The organism is Paractinoplanes bogorensis, from assembly GCF_018829635.1.
Lineage (GTDB): Bacteria > Actinomycetota > Actinomycetes > Mycobacteriales > Micromonosporaceae > Actinoplanes > Actinoplanes bogorensis.
The window spans coordinates 472,399-488,350 of record NZ_JAHKKG010000002.1 but is presented as its reverse complement, the minus strand read 5'-3'; the positions used below and the strand labels follow the sequence as shown (position 1 = coordinate 488,350).

General features: G+C 69.9%; 13 protein-coding genes. 11 read left to right on the top strand and 2 right to left on the bottom strand.

All coding sequences use genetic code 11. The features are described from left to right. Window positions 1-54: 54 nt before the first annotated feature. Both KOI35_RS07080 and KOI35_RS07075 read left to right on the top strand, forming a co-directional pair. Window positions 55-993: a glycine betaine ABC transporter substrate-binding protein gene (locus KOI35_RS07080; protein ID WP_215785225.1), complete on the top strand. Its 939-nt coding sequence runs from the start codon at window positions 55-57 to the stop codon at window positions 991-993. A gap of 83 nt (window positions 994-1,076) precedes the next feature. Further along, complete coding sequence (locus KOI35_RS07075; RefSeq protein WP_215785224.1) at window positions 1,077-2,357, top strand: hypothetical protein; 1,281 nt, start codon at window positions 1,077-1,079, stop codon at window positions 2,355-2,357. Window positions 2,358-2,366: 9 nt separating this feature from the next. On the opposite strand, the gene KOI35_RS07070 is transcribed toward KOI35_RS07075, so the two are convergent. Beyond that, window positions 2,367-3,452 carry an NADH-quinone oxidoreductase subunit D gene (locus KOI35_RS07070; RefSeq protein ID WP_246612774.1) on the bottom strand — a complete coding sequence of 362 codons (1,086 nt, stop codon included), beginning with the start codon at window positions 3,450-3,452 and terminating at the stop codon, window positions 2,367-2,369. A gap of 56 nt (window positions 3,453-3,508) precedes the next feature. Next, window positions 3,509-4,453, bottom strand: a complete 945-nt coding sequence (locus tag KOI35_RS07065; RefSeq protein WP_215785529.1) for an SAM-dependent methyltransferase — start codon at window positions 4,451-4,453, stop codon at window positions 3,509-3,511. A gap of 246 nt (window positions 4,454-4,699) precedes the next feature. Between KOI35_RS07065 and KOI35_RS07060 the strand changes: the two genes are divergently transcribed. From KOI35_RS07060 to KOI35_RS07020, 9 genes are all read left to right on the top strand, one after another. Further along, on the top strand, window positions 4,700-5,560 hold the full coding sequence (locus KOI35_RS07060; protein ID WP_215785222.1) for a Rossmann-like and DUF2520 domain-containing protein: 861 nt from the start codon (window positions 4,700-4,702) through the stop codon (window positions 5,558-5,560). Further along, a complete protein-coding gene (panC, locus tag KOI35_RS07055; protein WP_215785221.1) occupies window positions 5,557-6,390 on the top strand; it encodes a pantoate--beta-alanine ligase in 834 nt (277 codons plus the stop codon). Before KOI35_RS07060 ends, panC begins: the two co-directional genes overlap by 4 nt. 103 nt (window positions 6,391-6,493) lie before the next feature. Continuing rightward, on the top strand, window positions 6,494-7,363 hold the full coding sequence (locus KOI35_RS07050; RefSeq protein WP_215785220.1) for a septum formation family protein: 870 nt from the start codon (window positions 6,494-6,496) through the stop codon (window positions 7,361-7,363). A 62-nt stretch (window positions 7,364-7,425) separates the two neighbouring features. Next, window positions 7,426-9,066: an L-aspartate oxidase gene (locus KOI35_RS07045; protein WP_215785219.1), complete on the top strand. Its 1,641-nt coding sequence runs from the start codon at window positions 7,426-7,428 to the stop codon at window positions 9,064-9,066. 16 nt (window positions 9,067-9,082) lie between these two features. Further along, entirely contained in the window at window positions 9,083-9,934 is an 852-nt protein-coding gene (nadC, locus tag KOI35_RS07040; protein WP_215785218.1) for a carboxylating nicotinate-nucleotide diphosphorylase, read from the top strand. A 27-nt stretch (window positions 9,935-9,961) separates the two neighbouring features. Then, window positions 9,962-10,735, top strand: coding sequence for a type III pantothenate kinase (locus tag KOI35_RS07035; RefSeq protein WP_215785217.1), 774 nt, complete (start codon window positions 9,962-9,964; stop codon window positions 10,733-10,735). Between the two features lie 39 nt (window positions 10,736-10,774). Then, a complete protein-coding gene (gene lysS / locus KOI35_RS07030) occupies window positions 10,775-12,283 on the top strand; it encodes a lysine--tRNA ligase (protein WP_215785216.1) in 1,509 nt (502 codons plus the stop codon). A 188-nt stretch (window positions 12,284-12,471) separates the two neighbouring features. Further along, entirely contained in the window at window positions 12,472-12,828 is a 357-nt protein-coding gene (locus KOI35_RS07025) for a histone-like nucleoid-structuring protein Lsr2 (RefSeq protein ID WP_215785215.1), read from the top strand. 507 nt (window positions 12,829-13,335) lie between these two features. Beyond that, entirely contained in the window at window positions 13,336-15,858 is a 2,523-nt protein-coding gene (locus KOI35_RS07020; RefSeq protein ID WP_215785214.1) for an ATP-dependent Clp protease ATP-binding subunit, read from the top strand. The last annotated feature ends 94 nt before the right edge of the window (window positions 15,859-15,952 follow it).

The window sequence follows — 15,952 nt, the reverse complement described above, 5'->3', positions numbered from 1 at the left end:
GAGCGCACGCCGAGTTCGCCGAAAGCCGTCTCGCGAGCCGGTAGATGTAGCCGGGTGAGACGCCTGATCCTGATCACCGCCGCCGCGGTGCTGGCCGCCGGGTGCACCGCCCCCGCCGCCGAGAAGCCGTCGCCGACCGCCGGCTGTGCCCCGGTCGCCGGTGACGCCCTGGTCGTCCTCGAGGACGACCAGCGGATGCAGGACGCCGACAACATCGTTCCGGCGATCAACCAGGAGGCGTCCTCGCCCGAGCTGATCGCCGCGCTCGACCGGGTCTCGGCCGCGCTCGACACCACCAAGCTGATCGCCCTCAACAAGGCGGTCACGGTCGACCGGAAGACGTCGAAGGCGGCCGCCCAAGAGTTCGCAGCTGCGAACAGTTTGACGACCGGCGTGGTCCGGGGCTCCGGCGGCCAGGTGATCATCGGGGCGGGCGTTTCGGCCGAGAGCGCCACCCTCGCCCAGCTCTACGCCGTGGCGGCGACCGCGGCCGGCTACACGGCGAAGGTGCGGAAGGCCGGACCCCGGAAGACCGCCGAACCGGCCCTGGTCAGGGGCGACATCGACGTGCTGCCCGAATATGCGGCCTCGCTGGCCACCTATCTGGCCGGCCGGGCCAAGGGTTCACCCGACCTGCAGACCGTGATGACCGACCTCACCGCCCTGGGCCGCAAGCGGGGCCTGGTCTTCGGGCGGCCGGCCGAGGCGCAGCACCAGAACGCGTTCGCCGTCACGGCCGCGTTCGCCGACCGGCACGGCCTGAAAACCCTCTCCGACCTGGCCGGTAAGTGCTCCGGCGCGGCCACCGTGGTCGGTGGTCCGGCAACCTGCCCGCAGCGCCCGAACTGCCAGCTCGGGCTGGTGCAGCGGTACGGGTTCCAGGCCGGGCGGTTCAGCAGCCTCGATCAGGGCGGCCTGGTGAACGCTCTCCGAACGGGCGGCGTCAGCGTGGGTTCGGTGCTCAGTTCCGACCCGGCGCTGGCTGCTAAATAGTAGTAATTGCCGGGTTTCGGGCCATCTGAAGCCCGTCGATCGAACATTTGCCCGATCGGGGCGTCTGGGTAGTATCGGCGGCCATGCCGGACCGGGAATCCCTCGCGGGGAACGCACGCCTGCTCCGCGGCCTCATCTGGGCGGGCGTTCTGCTCGCTCCGCTGGCCGCGGCCGTCGTGCTGCTCGGCCAGAGTTCCAACACCGTGCGGTTCGCCGTGCTGCTCATCGCCGTCGCCGTGGTGCTCATCGGCGCCTCGGTGCTGGTGCGCAGCGACCCGGTGCTGGGCCGGATGGACGTCGAGGACCGGGTGGCCGAAGAGGTGGCCGCGCTGCGCCGCGAGCTGCGGGCCGAGTTTGCCCAGGTTAACCACCAGGGCGGGTACAACCAGGCCGAGTACGAACAGCCTTCGTACGAGCAGGCTGAGTACGACCAGCTTGAGTACGACTCGGGCCCGATGCATCCGCACGGCGCGCCGGCGGTCCAGCAGGAGATGGACTCCGGCTTCTTCGCCGCGATGCGGGCCGACGTCCCGGATCCGTTCGCCGCCGAGCCTGAGTTCACGCCGCCCGGACCGCCGCCTGGTCCGCCGCCCACCGGCACGGCCCGCCCGCCCTCGGGTGGCCGGGCCAGTGTGCCGAACCTGCCCGGCACCAAACCGGCCGCACCCGTGGCCTCGGCCGCCGTGCGTCCACCGGCGCGGACCGGCCCCGGCATGTCCACCGGCGGCCGCCAGATCAACCCGCAAGGAGCCCGCGAGCCCGGCACCTCGACCGGCGGCCGGGTCGTCTCCGGTGCCGCCTCGGTGTCGCCCCCGCCGATCCCACGCCAGCGGGGTGCCGCCTCGGTCCCGCCGCCCCCGCCGCCGCGCGCGTCGGCCTCCGTGCGCCCCGGCGGCCCGTTCCCGGGTCAGCCCGACTCACTGGCCGACGACTTCGGCGCGAGCACCGGCTACGCCGTCCAAGCGCCGGGCGCCGGACACGCGTCCGGTGCCGCACACGCGTCCGGTGCCGCTCAGGTGCCCGGCGTCTACGGTGCTCCCGCGCCCGGAAACGGAAACACGTACGGCGCCCCCGGCGGCACCTACGGCGCACCGACCGGCGGCAGCGACTACGACTCCGACGAGTACAACGGCTACGGCGCCCCCCGCTACGACGCCGACCAGGGCTACGCCGACGACAGTGCCTACGGCCCGGCCGACGGATACGACGAGCCGCCGCACCGTGAACCCGGCACCGTGACCGGCGATCCCACCTACAAGGCCCGCCGGCACCGCCCGTCGGCCAACGACACCAATGTGGGCTCGCTCAGCGACTTCGCCGGCTACGGCGGTTACCCGCCCGACCGGGGACACGGCCGCCGCTGAGCCGCCGCCCTACTTGTCGATGTCGCCGACCACGAAGAACATCGACCCGAGGATGGCGATCAGGTCGGGCACCAGGCAGCCCGGGATCAACGTGGCCAGCGCCTGCACGTTCGCGTAGGACGCGGTGCGCAGCTTCATCCGCCACGGCGTCTTCTCGCCCCGCGACACCAGGTAGTAGCCGTTGATGCCGAGCGGGTTCTCGGTCCAGGCGTACGTGTGCCCCTCGGGCGCCTTGACCACCTTGGGCAGCCGCACGTTGACCGGCCCCGAGATCGTGTCGACCCGGTCCAGGCACTGCTCGGCGAGGTCGAGCGACACGTACGCCTGCTCGAGCAGCACCTCGAACCGGGCGTGGCAGTCGCCGGACTTCCGGGTCACCACGGGCACGTCCAGCTGGTCGTAGGCCAGGTAGGGCTCGTCGCGGCGCAGATCGAAGTCGAGTCCGCTGGCCCGGGCGACCGGACCCGAGGCGCCGTAGGCGGCCGCCTGTTCGGCCGTGAGCACGCCGACTCCGACCGTACGGGCCAGGAAGATGTCGTTGCGCCGGATCAGATTGTCCAGATCGGGCATCCGCTCGCGAACGGTCCGGATCGCCTCTCGGGCCCGCCCGGTCCAGCCCGCCGGCACCTCCTCCTTGAGACCGCCGACCCGGTTGAACATGTAGTGCATGCGGCCGCCGGAGACCTCCTCCATCACCGCCTGCAGCGTCTCGCGCTCGCGGAACGCGTAGAACATGGGCGTGATGGCGCCGATCTCGAGCGGGTAGGAGCCCAGGAACATCAGGTGGTTGAGCACCCGGTTGAGCTCGGCCAGCGCCATCCGCAGCCAGGTCGCGCGCTCGGGCACCTCGATGCCCATCAGCCGCTCGACGGCCAGCGCGACACCCAGCTCGTTGGAGAAGGCGGACAGCCAGTCGTGCCGGTTGGCCAGCATCAGGATCTGCCGGTAGTCGCGCACCTCGAACAGCTTCTCGGCGCCCCGGTGCATGTAGCCGACGATCGGCTCGCAGGCGACCACCCGCTCACCGTCGAGGTTGAGCTTGAGCCGCAGCACGCCGTGCGTCGACGGGTGCTGCGGTCCGATGTTGAGCACCATGTCGGCGGTCTCGAGACCCGCACCGGTCCCGACCACAACTTCCCGCAAGGCGTCGTTCACCCGAGAATGCTCCCACGATCCTCGAGTCCCACGCTGTGCAGCAGCCACCAGTGCCCGCCGAGCCCCGACGGCTCGATCAGCTCAGCCTCGGCTCCGGCCGCGCTCAGCGCCCGCACATAGCCCGCCGGGTCGGTCCGGGCCAGAGCCAGCGGTGGCCGGGCGCCGTCGATCCCGAGCGCTTGGAGGGCGTCCCGCTGGCGGATCAGCCCGTACGGCGTCCCGGCCGCACTCGCCACCGCATCGATCGCCACGTGCGCCGTCACGTCACAGCTCCCGTCCGGCACCGGCGTCACCGGCCGTCCACCCCGGAAGCCGGTCAGCGTCCCGAGCATCGGTCGTTCCGCGCGCACATGCCCGTAATCGATCGCGAGCGCGTACCCGCGGCGCACCTGGTGCACGGCGTCGGCCCAGGCCGCGTCCCGGGGCCACCCGATCTCGACCCGCCCCGGCTCCGGCCACCAGCGTCGCAGCCAGAACAGGTCGGCCGCATCGACCAGCCCGCCCAGCGTCTCGGCGCCCGTGGCCGGGTCGACCAGCACCTGGCGCATCCGCCCGTGGTCGTCGAGGTCGGCCACATCCAGCGGCACGTTGTCGAGCCATTCGGTGGCGATCAGCAGCCCCACTATGTTGTCCGGAATGTCCCGCCGCCACGCAATGCCCCCGGGAAGAGCAGGTGGCGCGGGAGCAACTTCAACCCCAGTCAGCCGTACGCGCTCAGGCAGCAACGGACGCAGGGTGGCCAGCAGTTCGCCCCGCCCCGCACCGACGTCAACCAGGTCAAACGTCGCCGGTCGCCCGAGCGCGGTGTCGATCCGCTCGATCAGCCGCAGCAGCGCACCGGCAAACAGCGGCGAGGCGTGCACGCTGGTCCGAAAGTGATCGGCCGGCCCAGCGTCTGGGCGCACGAAGAACCCGCCGGGCCCGTAGAGCCCGCTCTCCATAGCCGCCCGCCACCCCGTCACACCGCTCACCCTAGGCGCGGTTATCCACAATTGGCCGTTGTCCACAGGCCCGCCCCCACGATCTTGGCCAACCCGGGACAATCGTCACGGGGGAGGGCCCGCGGGGTTCGCGCAAGATCGAGATCGAGACGCGGCATGGGCTTGTTCACATGGTCTTGTCACGGGCGTGTTACGGCGGCGCATACTTGCCCCGACCGGTACCCCTTTCGAGGACTGGATCTGCATATGAGCGCATCGTCGCCGCTGATCGTCGGCGTTGTCGGAGCGGGACGAGTCGGGGCCGTGCTGGGCGCCGCCCTCACCGCCGCCGGCCACCACGTGGTCGCCGCCGCGGCCGTCTCCGCCGCTTCTCGTGAGCGGGCCGCCCGCCTGCTGCCCGGGGCCGCCATCCTCCCCGCCGACGAGGTCGCCCGCGCCGCCCGCGATCTCCTTCTGCTCGCCGTTCCGGACGACGCGCTGGCCGGCGTCGTGTCGGGTCTCAAGGCCACCGGCGCCCTGCGTCCCGGCCAGCGGATCGCCCACACCTCGGGCGCCCACGGCCTGGCCGTCCTCGGCGGCGAGGGCCTGGCTCTCCACCCCGCGATGACCTTCACCGGCGCCGACACCGACCTCGAGCGGCTGCCGGGCATCGCCTGGGGCATCACCACGGCCGACCGGGTGTTCGCGGCCCGCCTCGTGGCCGACCTCGGCGGCGTGCCCGAGTGGGTGGCCGAGGACGCCCGGCCGGTCTACCACGCCGCCCTCGCGCACGGCGCCAACCACCTGGTCACCCTGGTCAACGAGGCCGCCGACCTGCTGCGCGCGGCGGGCATCGGGGAGCCGTCCCGGGTGCTGTCGCCGCTGCTGCACGCCGCGCTCGACAACGCGCTGCGCCTCGGTGACGCTGCCCTGACCGGGCCGGTCTCCCGCGGCGACGCCGGGACCGTCGGCAGGCATCTCGACCGCATGCCGCCCGAGTCGCGGGCCGCCTACCTGGCCCTGGCCCGCCGCACGGCCGACCGTGCTATCGCCGCCGGGCGTCTGCGCCCCCAGGATGCGGGACCGCTTCTCGACGTACTCGAAAGCAAGATCGGGAGCCCGGCATGACGTACGTCGTCCACACGCGCGCCGAACTGGCCACCGACCTGGCCGCGGTGCCGGGCGAGATCGCGGTCGTGATGACCATGGGCGCCCTGCACGAGGGGCACCGGCAGCTCATGCGCGAGGCCCGGGCCCGCGCCGCCTTCGTGGTGGTCACGATCTTTGTGAACCCGCTGCAGTTCGGGCCCGGCGAGGATTTCGAGAAGTACCCGCGCACGCTCGAGGCCGATCTCGAGGCGTGCCGGGCCGAGGGCGTCTCGGTCGTGTTCGCGCCGAGCCGCGACGAGGTCTATCCGGACGGCGCCCCTTCGATCACGATGAACGCCGGCCCGCTGGGCGAGATCCTCGAGGGGGCCAGCCGCCCCGGCCACTTCTCGGGCATGCTCACCGTGGTCCAGAAGCTGCTCATGCTCACCCGGGCCGACGTGGCGTTCTTCGGCGAGAAGGACTTCCAGCAGCTCGCGCTGATCCGCCGGATGGTGCGCGATCTCGAACTCGGCGTGGAGATCGTGGGCGTGCCGACCGTACGGGAAAATGGTGGTCTGGCCCGGTCGAGCCGCAACCGCTATCTCTCGCCGGAGGAGCGCCGGGCGGCCCTGGCTCTCTCCCAGGCGTTGCGGGAGGGTGCGGCGCACACCGACAGCGCGGCCGTGCTGGCCACCGCGGGCAAGATCCTGGCCGACGAGCCCGCCGTACGCGTCGACTACCTCGCCCTCACCGGAGCCGACCTGGGTGACGCGCCCGTCGCCGGCCCAGCTCGCCTGCTGGTCGCCGCCCGGGTCGGAGCCACCCGTCTGATCGACAACGTGCCGGTGACCCTGGGCCCGGCGACCTGAAGATCCCGCGAAATGTCCCGGTTCCTCATATGATCGCGAAATCGGACATCTCAGGCATGCGGGTAAGTCGGGCATCAGGGCGGGAATCGTCACCGTCCTGGGCATGGTGCTGCTCGTCTCGGGCTGCGGCAAACCCGGCGGCGTGGACGGCGACCTGACCAACGGGTGGGCCGCGATGGAGCCCGCGACCGGTTTCGAACCCAATGTCGGCGCCTGTCACAACGCGAACTTCAACCCGATCGGCCCGCGCGGCACGTACGACGAGGTCGACTGCTCGGCCAAGCACCGCACCGAGACCGTCTTCGTCGGCACCTACGAGTCGCCCGCGGCCGACGCCGACGTGCCACCGATCGACGGCTCGGCCGGTGCCCGCGCCGCCTATTCGGTCTGCGACCAGAAGACGACCACCTTCGTCGGCGGCCCGTGGCGCAACGCGCGGCTGTGGATCGGCGTCACCCACCCCACCGAGGCGGCCTGGAGCGGCGGCGCCCGGTGGTACCGCTGCGAGGTGCTCGAACTCAACTCGGTCGAGGACGACGGCGTGCTCGTGCAGCGCTCGGGCAGCCTGCGCGACACGCTGGCCGGCGGCAGCTCGGACGTCATGCTCACCTGTTACGCCATCCAGCTCGACGGCAACGGCGCGATCGCCACCATGCCCGCGGTCAACTGCACGGCCAAGCACAACGGCGAGTTCGTCGGCGTCTGGTACGCCGAGGATCTCGACTATCCGAAGAACGACGCCACCTGGGCCAAGTTCCACGACGGGTGCCGGGCGCTGATCGCGGACTACGTCGGCGTGCCCAAGGACGCCGACCTGCAATACCGTACGGGCGTGGTCTCGCTCCCGGGCGGCGCCGACGTCTGGGCGCAGGGCGATCGGGGTGTGCGCTGCTACATGTGGCTGGACGGGGTGGAGCTGACGTCGTCGCTCAAGGGCAAGGGCATCAAGAGCCTCCCGGTGCAGTACAAGTAACGGTGACCACGAATGTCCCACCCCGCCCGCGGAGTGTCGTACCCGCGGTATCTACTGAGCGGATGGATGTCGCCGACCTTCCGGAGCTGCCCCGCCGGCTCGCCGCCGCCGAGCCGGGCTGGAACGAGACCACCGATGTGCTCGTCGTGGGCTCCGGCGTGGCCGGGTTGACCGCCGCGCTGCACCTGCGCGAGCAGGGCCTGCACGTCACCGTGGTCACCAAGGTCAATATCGACGACGGCTCGACCCGGTGGGCCCAGGGCGGCATCGCCGCGGTGCTCGACCCGCTCGACACCCCGGCCGCGCACGCCAACGACACCGAGATCGCCGGCGTCGGGTTGTGCGATCCCGAGGCGGTGCGCGTGCTGGTCGAGGAGGGGCCTGCGCGCGTACGGGAACTGATCCGTCTCGGGGCTTCGTTCGACCGCAACTCCGACGGTTCGCTGATGCTGACCCGCGAGGGCGGCCACCGCGCCGACCGCATCATCCACGCGGGTGGCGACGCGACCGGCGCCGAGGTGCAGCGGGCCCTGCACGAGGCGGTCCACCGCGACCCGTGGATCCGGCTGGTCGAGCACGCGCTCGTCCTCGACCTGCTGCGCGCCCCCGACGGCCGGGCCTGCGGCATCACCCTGCACGTGCTGGGTGAGGGCAGCGAGGACGGCGTCGGCGCGATCCTGGCCCGGGCGGTCGTGCTGGCCACCGGCGGGATGGGCCAGATCTACGCCTCGACCACCAACCCGTCGGTCTCGACCGGCGACGGCGTAGCCCTGGCGCTGCGGGCCGGCGCGGTGGTCACCGACGTCGAGTTCGTGCAGTTCCACCCCACCTCGTTCGTCACGTCGACGGTCAACTCGGTGCAGCGGCCGCTGATCTCCGAGGCGTTGCGCGGCGAGGGCGCTCACCTGGTCGACGAGACCGGCAAGCGTTTCATGGTCGGTCAGCACGAACTGGCCGAGCTGGCCCCGCGCGACGTGGTGGCCAAGGGCATCCACCGGGTGCTGCGGGCCACCGGCGCCGACCACGTCTATCTCGACGCCCGCCACCTGGGCCGCGAGTTCCTCGAGCAGCGCTTCCCGACCATCGTCGCCTCCACCCGCGCGGCCGGCGTCGACCCGGCGACCGAGCTGATCCCGGTCGCCCCCGCCGCCCATTACGCCTCCGGGGGCGTCCGCACCGACCTTCAAGGGCGGACAAGCATTCCCGGCCTGTACGCGTGTGGTGAGGTCGCCTGCACCGGTGTGCACGGGGCCAACCGGCTGGCCAGCAACTCACTGCTCGAGGGTCTGGTCTTCGCCAAGCGCATCGCCGACGACATCGCCCGTGAGCTGCCCCCGCAGGCCGAACCGGCCCCCGACACGGCCGGCCCGGGCTGGGTCGTTCCGCCGGATGTCCGCGCCGAGCTGCAGCGCTCGATGACCCGCGGGGCGGGCGTGCTGCGCTCGGCCGACTCGCTCGACGCCACGGCCAAGGAGCTGGCCCGTCTGGCCGAGCAGCGCGACACCCCCCGAAATGCCGCGTGGGAGGCGACCAACCTGCTCACGGTCGCAACTGTGCTGGTGGCGGCGGCGCGCACCCGCCGTGAGACCCGCGGCTGTCACTGGCGTGAAGACTTCCCGGTCGCCGAGGACGAGTGGCGCGGTCACCTGCTGCACACGCTCGACCGGGCCCGGCTGCACCAGTCCTTCGAAGAGATGGCCTGATCACACAGGGGGAACCATGAACGAGCTCGACGTCGCCGAGGTGGAACTGATCGTCCGCACCGCGCTGGCCGAGGACCTCGGCTCTCCGGCGCACGACGTGACCAGCGAGGCGACTATCCCGGCCGACCAGGTCGACACGGCCGAGCTGGTCGCGCGGGCCGACGGCGTGGTGGCCGGGCTGCCGGTGGCCGCGATCGTCTTCAACGACACGTCGGGCCATCAGGCCAGTTTCGAGCAGAGTGTGGGCGAGGGCGACCGGGTCAAGCGCGGCGACGTGCTGGCCGTGATCACCGGCCCGACCCGGGCGCTGCTGACCGGCGAGCGCACGGCGCTCAACCTGATCAGCCGGATGTCCGGAGTGGCCACCCACACCCGGCGCTGGGCCGACGCCCTGGCCGGCACCAAGGCCACCGTGCTGGACACTCGCAAGACCACGCCCGGCCTGCGCTACCTCGAGAAATATGCCGTACGGGTAGGTGGCGGCACCAACAAGCGCATGGGCCTCTACGACGTCGCCATGATCAAGGACAACCACAAGCTGGCCGCGGGCAGCATCACGGCCGCCTTCCGGCTGGTGCGCGAGAAGTTCCCCGAGATCCCGGTGCAGGTCGAGGTCGAGACCAAGGCCGAGGCGGTCGAGGCGGTCGAGGCGGGCGCGACCTTCCTGCTGTGCGACAACATGACACCCGACCAGCTGCGCGAGATCGTGGCCGAGGTGGGTGACCGGGCCGAGCTCGAGGCGACGGGCAACCTACGCTTGGAGACAGTCTCGGATTACGCCGCGACCGGCGTCGACTACCTGTCGGTCGGCGGTCTGACCCACTCGTCCCCCATTCTCGACATAGCCATGGACCTGCGCCCCCGCTGATCGCCGGGGCCCGAAGAAGGGTTACCCGTGCTGCTCTGCATCGACATCGGCAACACGAACACGGTGCTGGCGACCTTCGACGGCGACAAGCTCGTGCACAACTGGCGGATCAAGACCGACGCCCGGTCCACGGCGGACGAGCTCGGGCTGATGTTCCGCGGCCTGCTGGCCGGCGACGCGGTGGAGATCACCGGCGTGGCGGCCTGCTCGACCGTGCCGGCCGCCCTGCGGAGCCTGCGCACGATGCTGGCGCGCTACTACGGCGACCTGCCCAACGTGGTCGTCGAACCGGGGGTCAAGACCGGCGTGCAGCTGGCCATCGACAACCCCAAGGAGGTCGGGGCCGACCGGGTGGTCAACACCCTGGCCGCGCACGCCCTCTACGGCGGTCCGTCGATCGTGGTCGACTTCGGCACCACCACCAACTTCGACGTGATCAGCGAGAAGGGCGAGTTCCTGGGCGGCGCCTTCGCGCCCGGCATCGAGATCTCGTTCGACGCGCTGGCCGCCCGTGCGGCCCAGCTGCGCAAGGTCGAGCCGGCCAAGCCCAAGTCGGTGATCGGCAAGAACACGGTGGAGTGCCTGCAGTCGGGCATGTACTTCGGGTTCGCCGGCCAGGTCGACGGCATCGTCTCGCGCATGATCGACGAGATCGGCCCGGTCAAGGCGGTCATCGCCACCGGTGGACTGGCCTGGCTGGTCAAGGACGAGTGCCGCACGATCACCGCGCACGAGCCGATGATCACGCTGATCGGGCTGCGGATGGTATATGAGCGGAACGTCACCCGGGCTGCTGAGTAGGCTTTAGCGGCCCTATCCATCTGTACAGAGAGTCGTGACGTGACCGAGCAGAATGTGCCCGCCCCTGATCCCGCCGAGGACCTTCCCGAGCAGATGCGGGTCCGCCGGTCGAAGCGGGACCGGATGCTCGCCGAAGGGGTGTCCCCCTATCCGGTGACCGTCCCCCGGACGGTGACGCTGAAGCAGGTCCGCGAGCAGTACGCCGAGCTCGCCATCGACACGGCGTCGGGCGACACGGCGTCGATCACCGGCCGGATCATCTTCATCCGCAACGGCGGCAAGCTGTGCTTCGCCACCCTGCGCGACGGCGACGGCACCGAGCTGCAGGCCATGCTCTCGCTCGACAAGGTCGGCGAGGCCCGGCTGACCGACTGGAAGCAGCTCGTCGACCTGGGCGACATCGTCTCGATCACCGGTGAGGTGATCACCAGCCGGCGCGGCGAGCTGTCCGTGCTGGCCGATTCGTGGGCGATGAGCGCCAAGGCCCTGCGGCCGCTTCCGGTGGCGCACAAGCCGCTTTCCGAAGAGACGCGGGTGCGTCAGCGATACGTCGATCTGATCGTCCGCCCGCAGGCCCGCGACACCGTTCGCACCCGGGCCACGGTGGTGCGCAGTCTTCGGGAATCGTTGTTCCGCCGCGATTATCTCGAGGTGGAAACGCCAATGTTGCAGTTGCTGCACGGTGGCGCGACCGCCCGGCCGTTTGTGACGCACAGCAACGCTCTCGATACCGATCTCTATCTGCGAATCGCGCCCGAGCTGTTTTTGAAGCGCGCCGTCGTCGGTGGCATCGACCGCGTCTTCGAGATCAACCGCAACTTCCGCAATGAGGGTATGGACTCGACGCACTCGCCGGAGTTCGCGATGCTCGAGGCCTACCAGGCGTATGCGGACTACAACGTCATGCAACAGCAGACCCGTGAGTGGATTCAGGAAGCCGCCTTCGCAGTCACCGGATCACACGTGGTGACGCACTTCGACGGCACCGAGTTGGATCTCGGCGGCGAGTGGGCGACGGTCACGCTCTATGGATCGCTCTCCGACGCGCTCGGCGAAGAAGTGACGCCGTCCACCGATATCTCGCAACTGACGCGTTATGCCGAAAAGCACGACCTTTCCGTCGATCCGAAGTGGGGTCCGGGCAAGCTCGTCGAGGAACTCTTCGAGCACCTGGTCCAGCACACCCTCCAGGAGCCGACTTTTGTACGGGATTATCCCGAAGAGACGGCCCCGCTGACCCGGGCCCACCGCGAAACGGCCGGGCTCACCGAGAAGTGGGATCTCTACGTGCGGGGCTTCGAGCTGGCCACCGCCTATTCCGAGCTGGTCGACCCGGTGGTCCAGCGCGACCGGCTGCTGGCCCAGTCGTTGCTGGCGGCCGGCGGCGATGCCGAGGCGATGCAGCTGGACGAGGATTTCCTGCGGGCCATGGAGTACGGAATGCCGCCGAGCGGTGGCATGGGAATGGGAATCGACCGGCTCTTGATGGCGCTCACCGGCCTCGGCATTCGGGAAACGATCCTCTTCCCGCTCGTCCGGCCGGAGTAAGTCGGCGCCGGAAAGTCACTCCCGGTAAGGCGCGGGCGGGTAAGTTCGGGGCCGGTATGGCGGAAGAACAACAGTAGAGCATTCAAAACCCGGAAATGTTCCGACCGCCATTGACGGACGACTGCGCCTTGGCGTTATTGTCTGTGCGTTGCTGTGGGGAGAACCTGTGTTCGGGAGGATTACGCCGCGTGGCCAAGCAGATCATTCACAAGTTGGTCGATGACATCGACGGGGGCGACGCCGACGAGACGGTGAAGTTCGCCCTCGACGGGATTCAGTACGAGATCGATCTCTCGGAGTCCAACGCCACCAAATTGCGGGAGCTCTTCGACCCCTATGTGGTGGCCGGTTCCAAGGTCGCTCGGGGCGGCGTCGTCGTGGGCGGCCGGGCCGCTCGCGGCCGGGGCGGCGCGACCGCCGATCGGGAGCAGAACAAGGCGATCCGGGAGTGGGCCAAGAAGGCCGGCAAGGACATCTCCGACCGGGGCCGGATCCCGCAGGAGATCGTGGACGAGTTCCACGCGAAGGGACCGGGTCGCAACTGACCCGAACAGGACATACTGCGGTCGCCGCCGACGAGAGGGCGCACCGGTCGCAACGACTGCGGGGTTTGCAGTCGCTGCGACCGGCGCGCCCTCTCGTCGGTTACAAGGCGAACGCCTGCGGAGCGAAGCGACGCCATGTAGCAGCGCGTCCCCTCGTCGGTTACAAGGCGCCCGCCCGCGGCGCGAAGCGACGCTATGACACAGTCCCCTGCTTTTTCGGTGGAGCTTCGGGTTGCCACCGTAGGGTTATCCACAGGTGGGGACAACGTTGTCCACAGGCTGTGGACGCCGGGTTCGCGATTTCGCTGTCCGCGTAGCCGTTCGGCTGGGGGAACAGGCTCTGAGCGTGCGAAGTTGGCTAAATCAACGTTGCGGAAGGTTTCAAGGGGCCGCGAGGACCCAGCAAGACCACCCGGCGGCGATAGAGTTACGAGTACGGGTATCACCGATGCCCGTGCGCTGGCCCCGCCAGACTATTGGCGCACGGCACGTGAGGAGCACGAGGGCATGTTCGAGCGGTTCACCGACCGAGCGCGACGGGTTGTCGTCCTGGCCCAAGAAGAGGCCCGGATGCTCAACCACAACTACATCGGGACCGAGCACATTCTGCTCGGCCTGATCCATGAGGGTGAGGGCGTCGCCGCCAAGGCTCTGGAGAGCCTGGGCATCTCTCTCGAGGGAGTGCGGCAGCAGGTCGAGGAAATCATCGGCCAGGGTCAGCAGGCGCCGAGCGGGCACATCCCGTTCACGCCCCGCGCCAAGAAGGTTCTCGAGCTGTCGCTGCGCGAGGCGCTGCAGCTCGGCCACAACTACATCGGCACCGAGCACATCCTGCTCGGCCTGATCCGCGAGGGCGAGGGCGTCGCCGCCCAGGTCCTGGTGAAGCTGGGCGCCGATCTCAACCGGGTGCGCCAGCAGGTCATCCAGCTGCTCTCGGGCTACCAGGGCAAGGAGCCGGCCGCGGCCGGAGCGGCGGCGGGCGAGGCCGCGCCGTCGACGTCCCTGGTCCTCGACCAGTTCGGACGCAACCTGACCCAGGCCGCCCGCGAGGGCAAGCTCGACCCGGTCATCGGGCGCGAGAAGGAAATCGAGCGGGTCATGCAGGTGCTGTCCCGCCGCACCAAGAACAACCCGGTGCTCATCGGCGAGCCCGGCGTCGGCAAGACCGCGGTCGTCGAGGGTCTGTCCCAGTCGATCGTCAAGGGCGAGGTGCCCGAGACGCTCAAGGACAAGCAGCTCTACACGCTCGACCTCGGTGCGCTGGTCGCCGGTTCCCGTTACCGCGGTGACTTCGAGGAGCGCCTCAAGAAGGTGCTCAAGGAGATCCGCACCCGGGGCGACATCATCCTGTTCATCGACGAGATCCACACCCTGGTGGGTGCGGGTGCCGCCGAGGGCGCGATCGACGCCGCGAGCATCCTCAAGCCGATGCTGGCCCGTGGCGAGCTGCAGACCATCGGTGCCACCACCCTCGACGAATACCGCAAGCACCTGGAGAAGGACGCCGCTCTCGAGCGCCGCTTCCAGCCCATCCAGGTCGGCGAGCCGTCGCTGGCGCACACCATCGAGATCCTCAAGGGTCTGCGTGACCGCTACGAGGCCCACCACCGGATCAGCATCACCGACGCCGCGCTGGTGGCGGCGGCGACGCTGGCCGACCGCTACATCTCCGACCGCTTCCTGCCCGACAAGGCGATCGACCTGATCGACGAGGCCGGCGCCCGGATGCGCATCCGCCGGATGACCGCGCCGCCGGACCTCCGCGACTTCGACGAGCGCATCGCCCAGGTGCGCCGCGACAAGGAGTCCGCGATCGACGCGCAGGACTTCGAGCGGGCCGCGCAGCTGCGCGACAAGGAGAAGCAGCTGCTGGGCCAGAAGGCGCAGCGGGAGAAGGAGTGGAAGGCCGGCGACCTCGACGTCGTGTCCGAGGTCGACGACGAGCAGATCGCCGAGGTCCTGGGCAACTGGACCGGCATCCCGGTCTACAAGCTCACCGAGGAAGAGACGTCCCGTCTGCTCCGCATGGAAGATGAGCTGCACAAGCGGGTCATCGGCCAGGAAGACGCGGTCAAGGCCGTCTCCAAGGCGATCCGGCGCACGCGGGCCGGTCTGAAGGACCCGAAGCGCCCGAGCGGCTCGTTCATCTTCGCCGGCCCGTCCGGTGTCGGTAAGACCGAGCTCAGCAAGGCGCTGGCCGAGTTCCTCTTCGGCTCGGAAGACGCGCTGATCCAGCTCGACATGTCCGAGTTCCACGACCGCTACACGGTGTCCCGCCTCGTCGGTGCCCCTCCCGGCTACGTCGGTTACGACGAGGGTGGCCAGCTGACCGAGAAGGTGCGTCGCAAGCCGTTCTCCGTGGTCCTCTTCGACGAGATCGAGAAGGCCCACCCGGACGTCTTCAACACCCTGCTCCAGATCCTGGAGGACGGTCGCCTGACCGACGGCCAGGGCCGGATCGTGGACTTCAAGAACACGGTCATCATCCTGACCACCAACCTCGGCACCCGCGACGTGGCCAAGGCGGTCTCCCTGGGCTTCCAGGCCTCGGAAGACGTCGAGAGCAACTACGACCGGATGAAGGTCAAGGTCAACGACGAGCTGAAGCAGCACTTCCGCCCGGAGTTCCTCAACCGCATCGACGACACGATCGTCTTCCACCAGCTCCGCCAGGAAGAGATCCTGCAGATCGTCGACATCTTCACGTCGCGCATCGAGGGCCAGCTCAAGAACAAGGACATGGGTCTCGAGCTGACCGACAACGCCAAGAAGTACCTGGCCAAGAAGGGGTTCGACCCGGTGCTGGGCGCGCGGCCGCTGCGTCGCACGATCCAGCGCGACCTGGAAGACACCCTGTCCGAGCAGATCCTCTTCAACGAGCTGCGCCCCGGCCAGATCGTCGTGGTGGACTGCGAGGGCGACCCCGACCAGGTCGAGAAGTCCAAGCTGACCTTCACGGGTGCTGACCGTGGGGTCGCGGTGCCGGACGCGGTTCCGGCCGACCTCGGGGCGACCGCCTCCGAGGAGTAAGCCGCTAAATGCACTGAGAACGGCCCGGCTGCTGAGCAGCCGGGCCGTTCCCTTTTCGGTTACCCGCCGCGCGGTGGGGGCGACGGCGGCGGGC

Coding starts and splice junctions, on each gene's coding strand:
- KOI35_RS07065 (WP_215785529.1), bottom strand. CDS start 4,453: ATGGAGAGCGGGCTCTACGGGCCCGGCGGGTTCTTCGTGCGCCCAGAC.
- nadC (WP_215785218.1), top strand. CDS start 9,083: ATGAACGAGCTCGACGTCGCCGAGGTGGAACTGATCGTCCGCACCGCG.
- KOI35_RS07075 (WP_215785224.1), top strand. CDS start 1,077: ATGCCGGACCGGGAATCCCTCGCGGGGAACGCACGCCTGCTCCGCGGC.
- KOI35_RS07060 (WP_215785222.1), top strand. CDS start 4,700: ATGAGCGCATCGTCGCCGCTGATCGTCGGCGTTGTCGGAGCGGGACGA.
- KOI35_RS07020 (WP_215785214.1), top strand. CDS start 13,336: ATGTTCGAGCGGTTCACCGACCGAGCGCGACGGGTTGTCGTCCTGGCC.
- panC (WP_215785221.1), top strand. CDS start 5,557: ATGACGTACGTCGTCCACACGCGCGCCGAACTGGCCACCGACCTGGCC.
- KOI35_RS07050 (WP_215785220.1), top strand. CDS start 6,494: ATGGTGCTGCTCGTCTCGGGCTGCGGCAAACCCGGCGGCGTGGACGGC.
- KOI35_RS07045 (WP_215785219.1), top strand. CDS start 7,426: ATGGATGTCGCCGACCTTCCGGAGCTGCCCCGCCGGCTCGCCGCCGCC.
- KOI35_RS07070 (WP_246612774.1), bottom strand. CDS start 3,452: ATGGTGCTCAACATCGGACCGCAGCACCCGTCGACGCACGGCGTGCTG.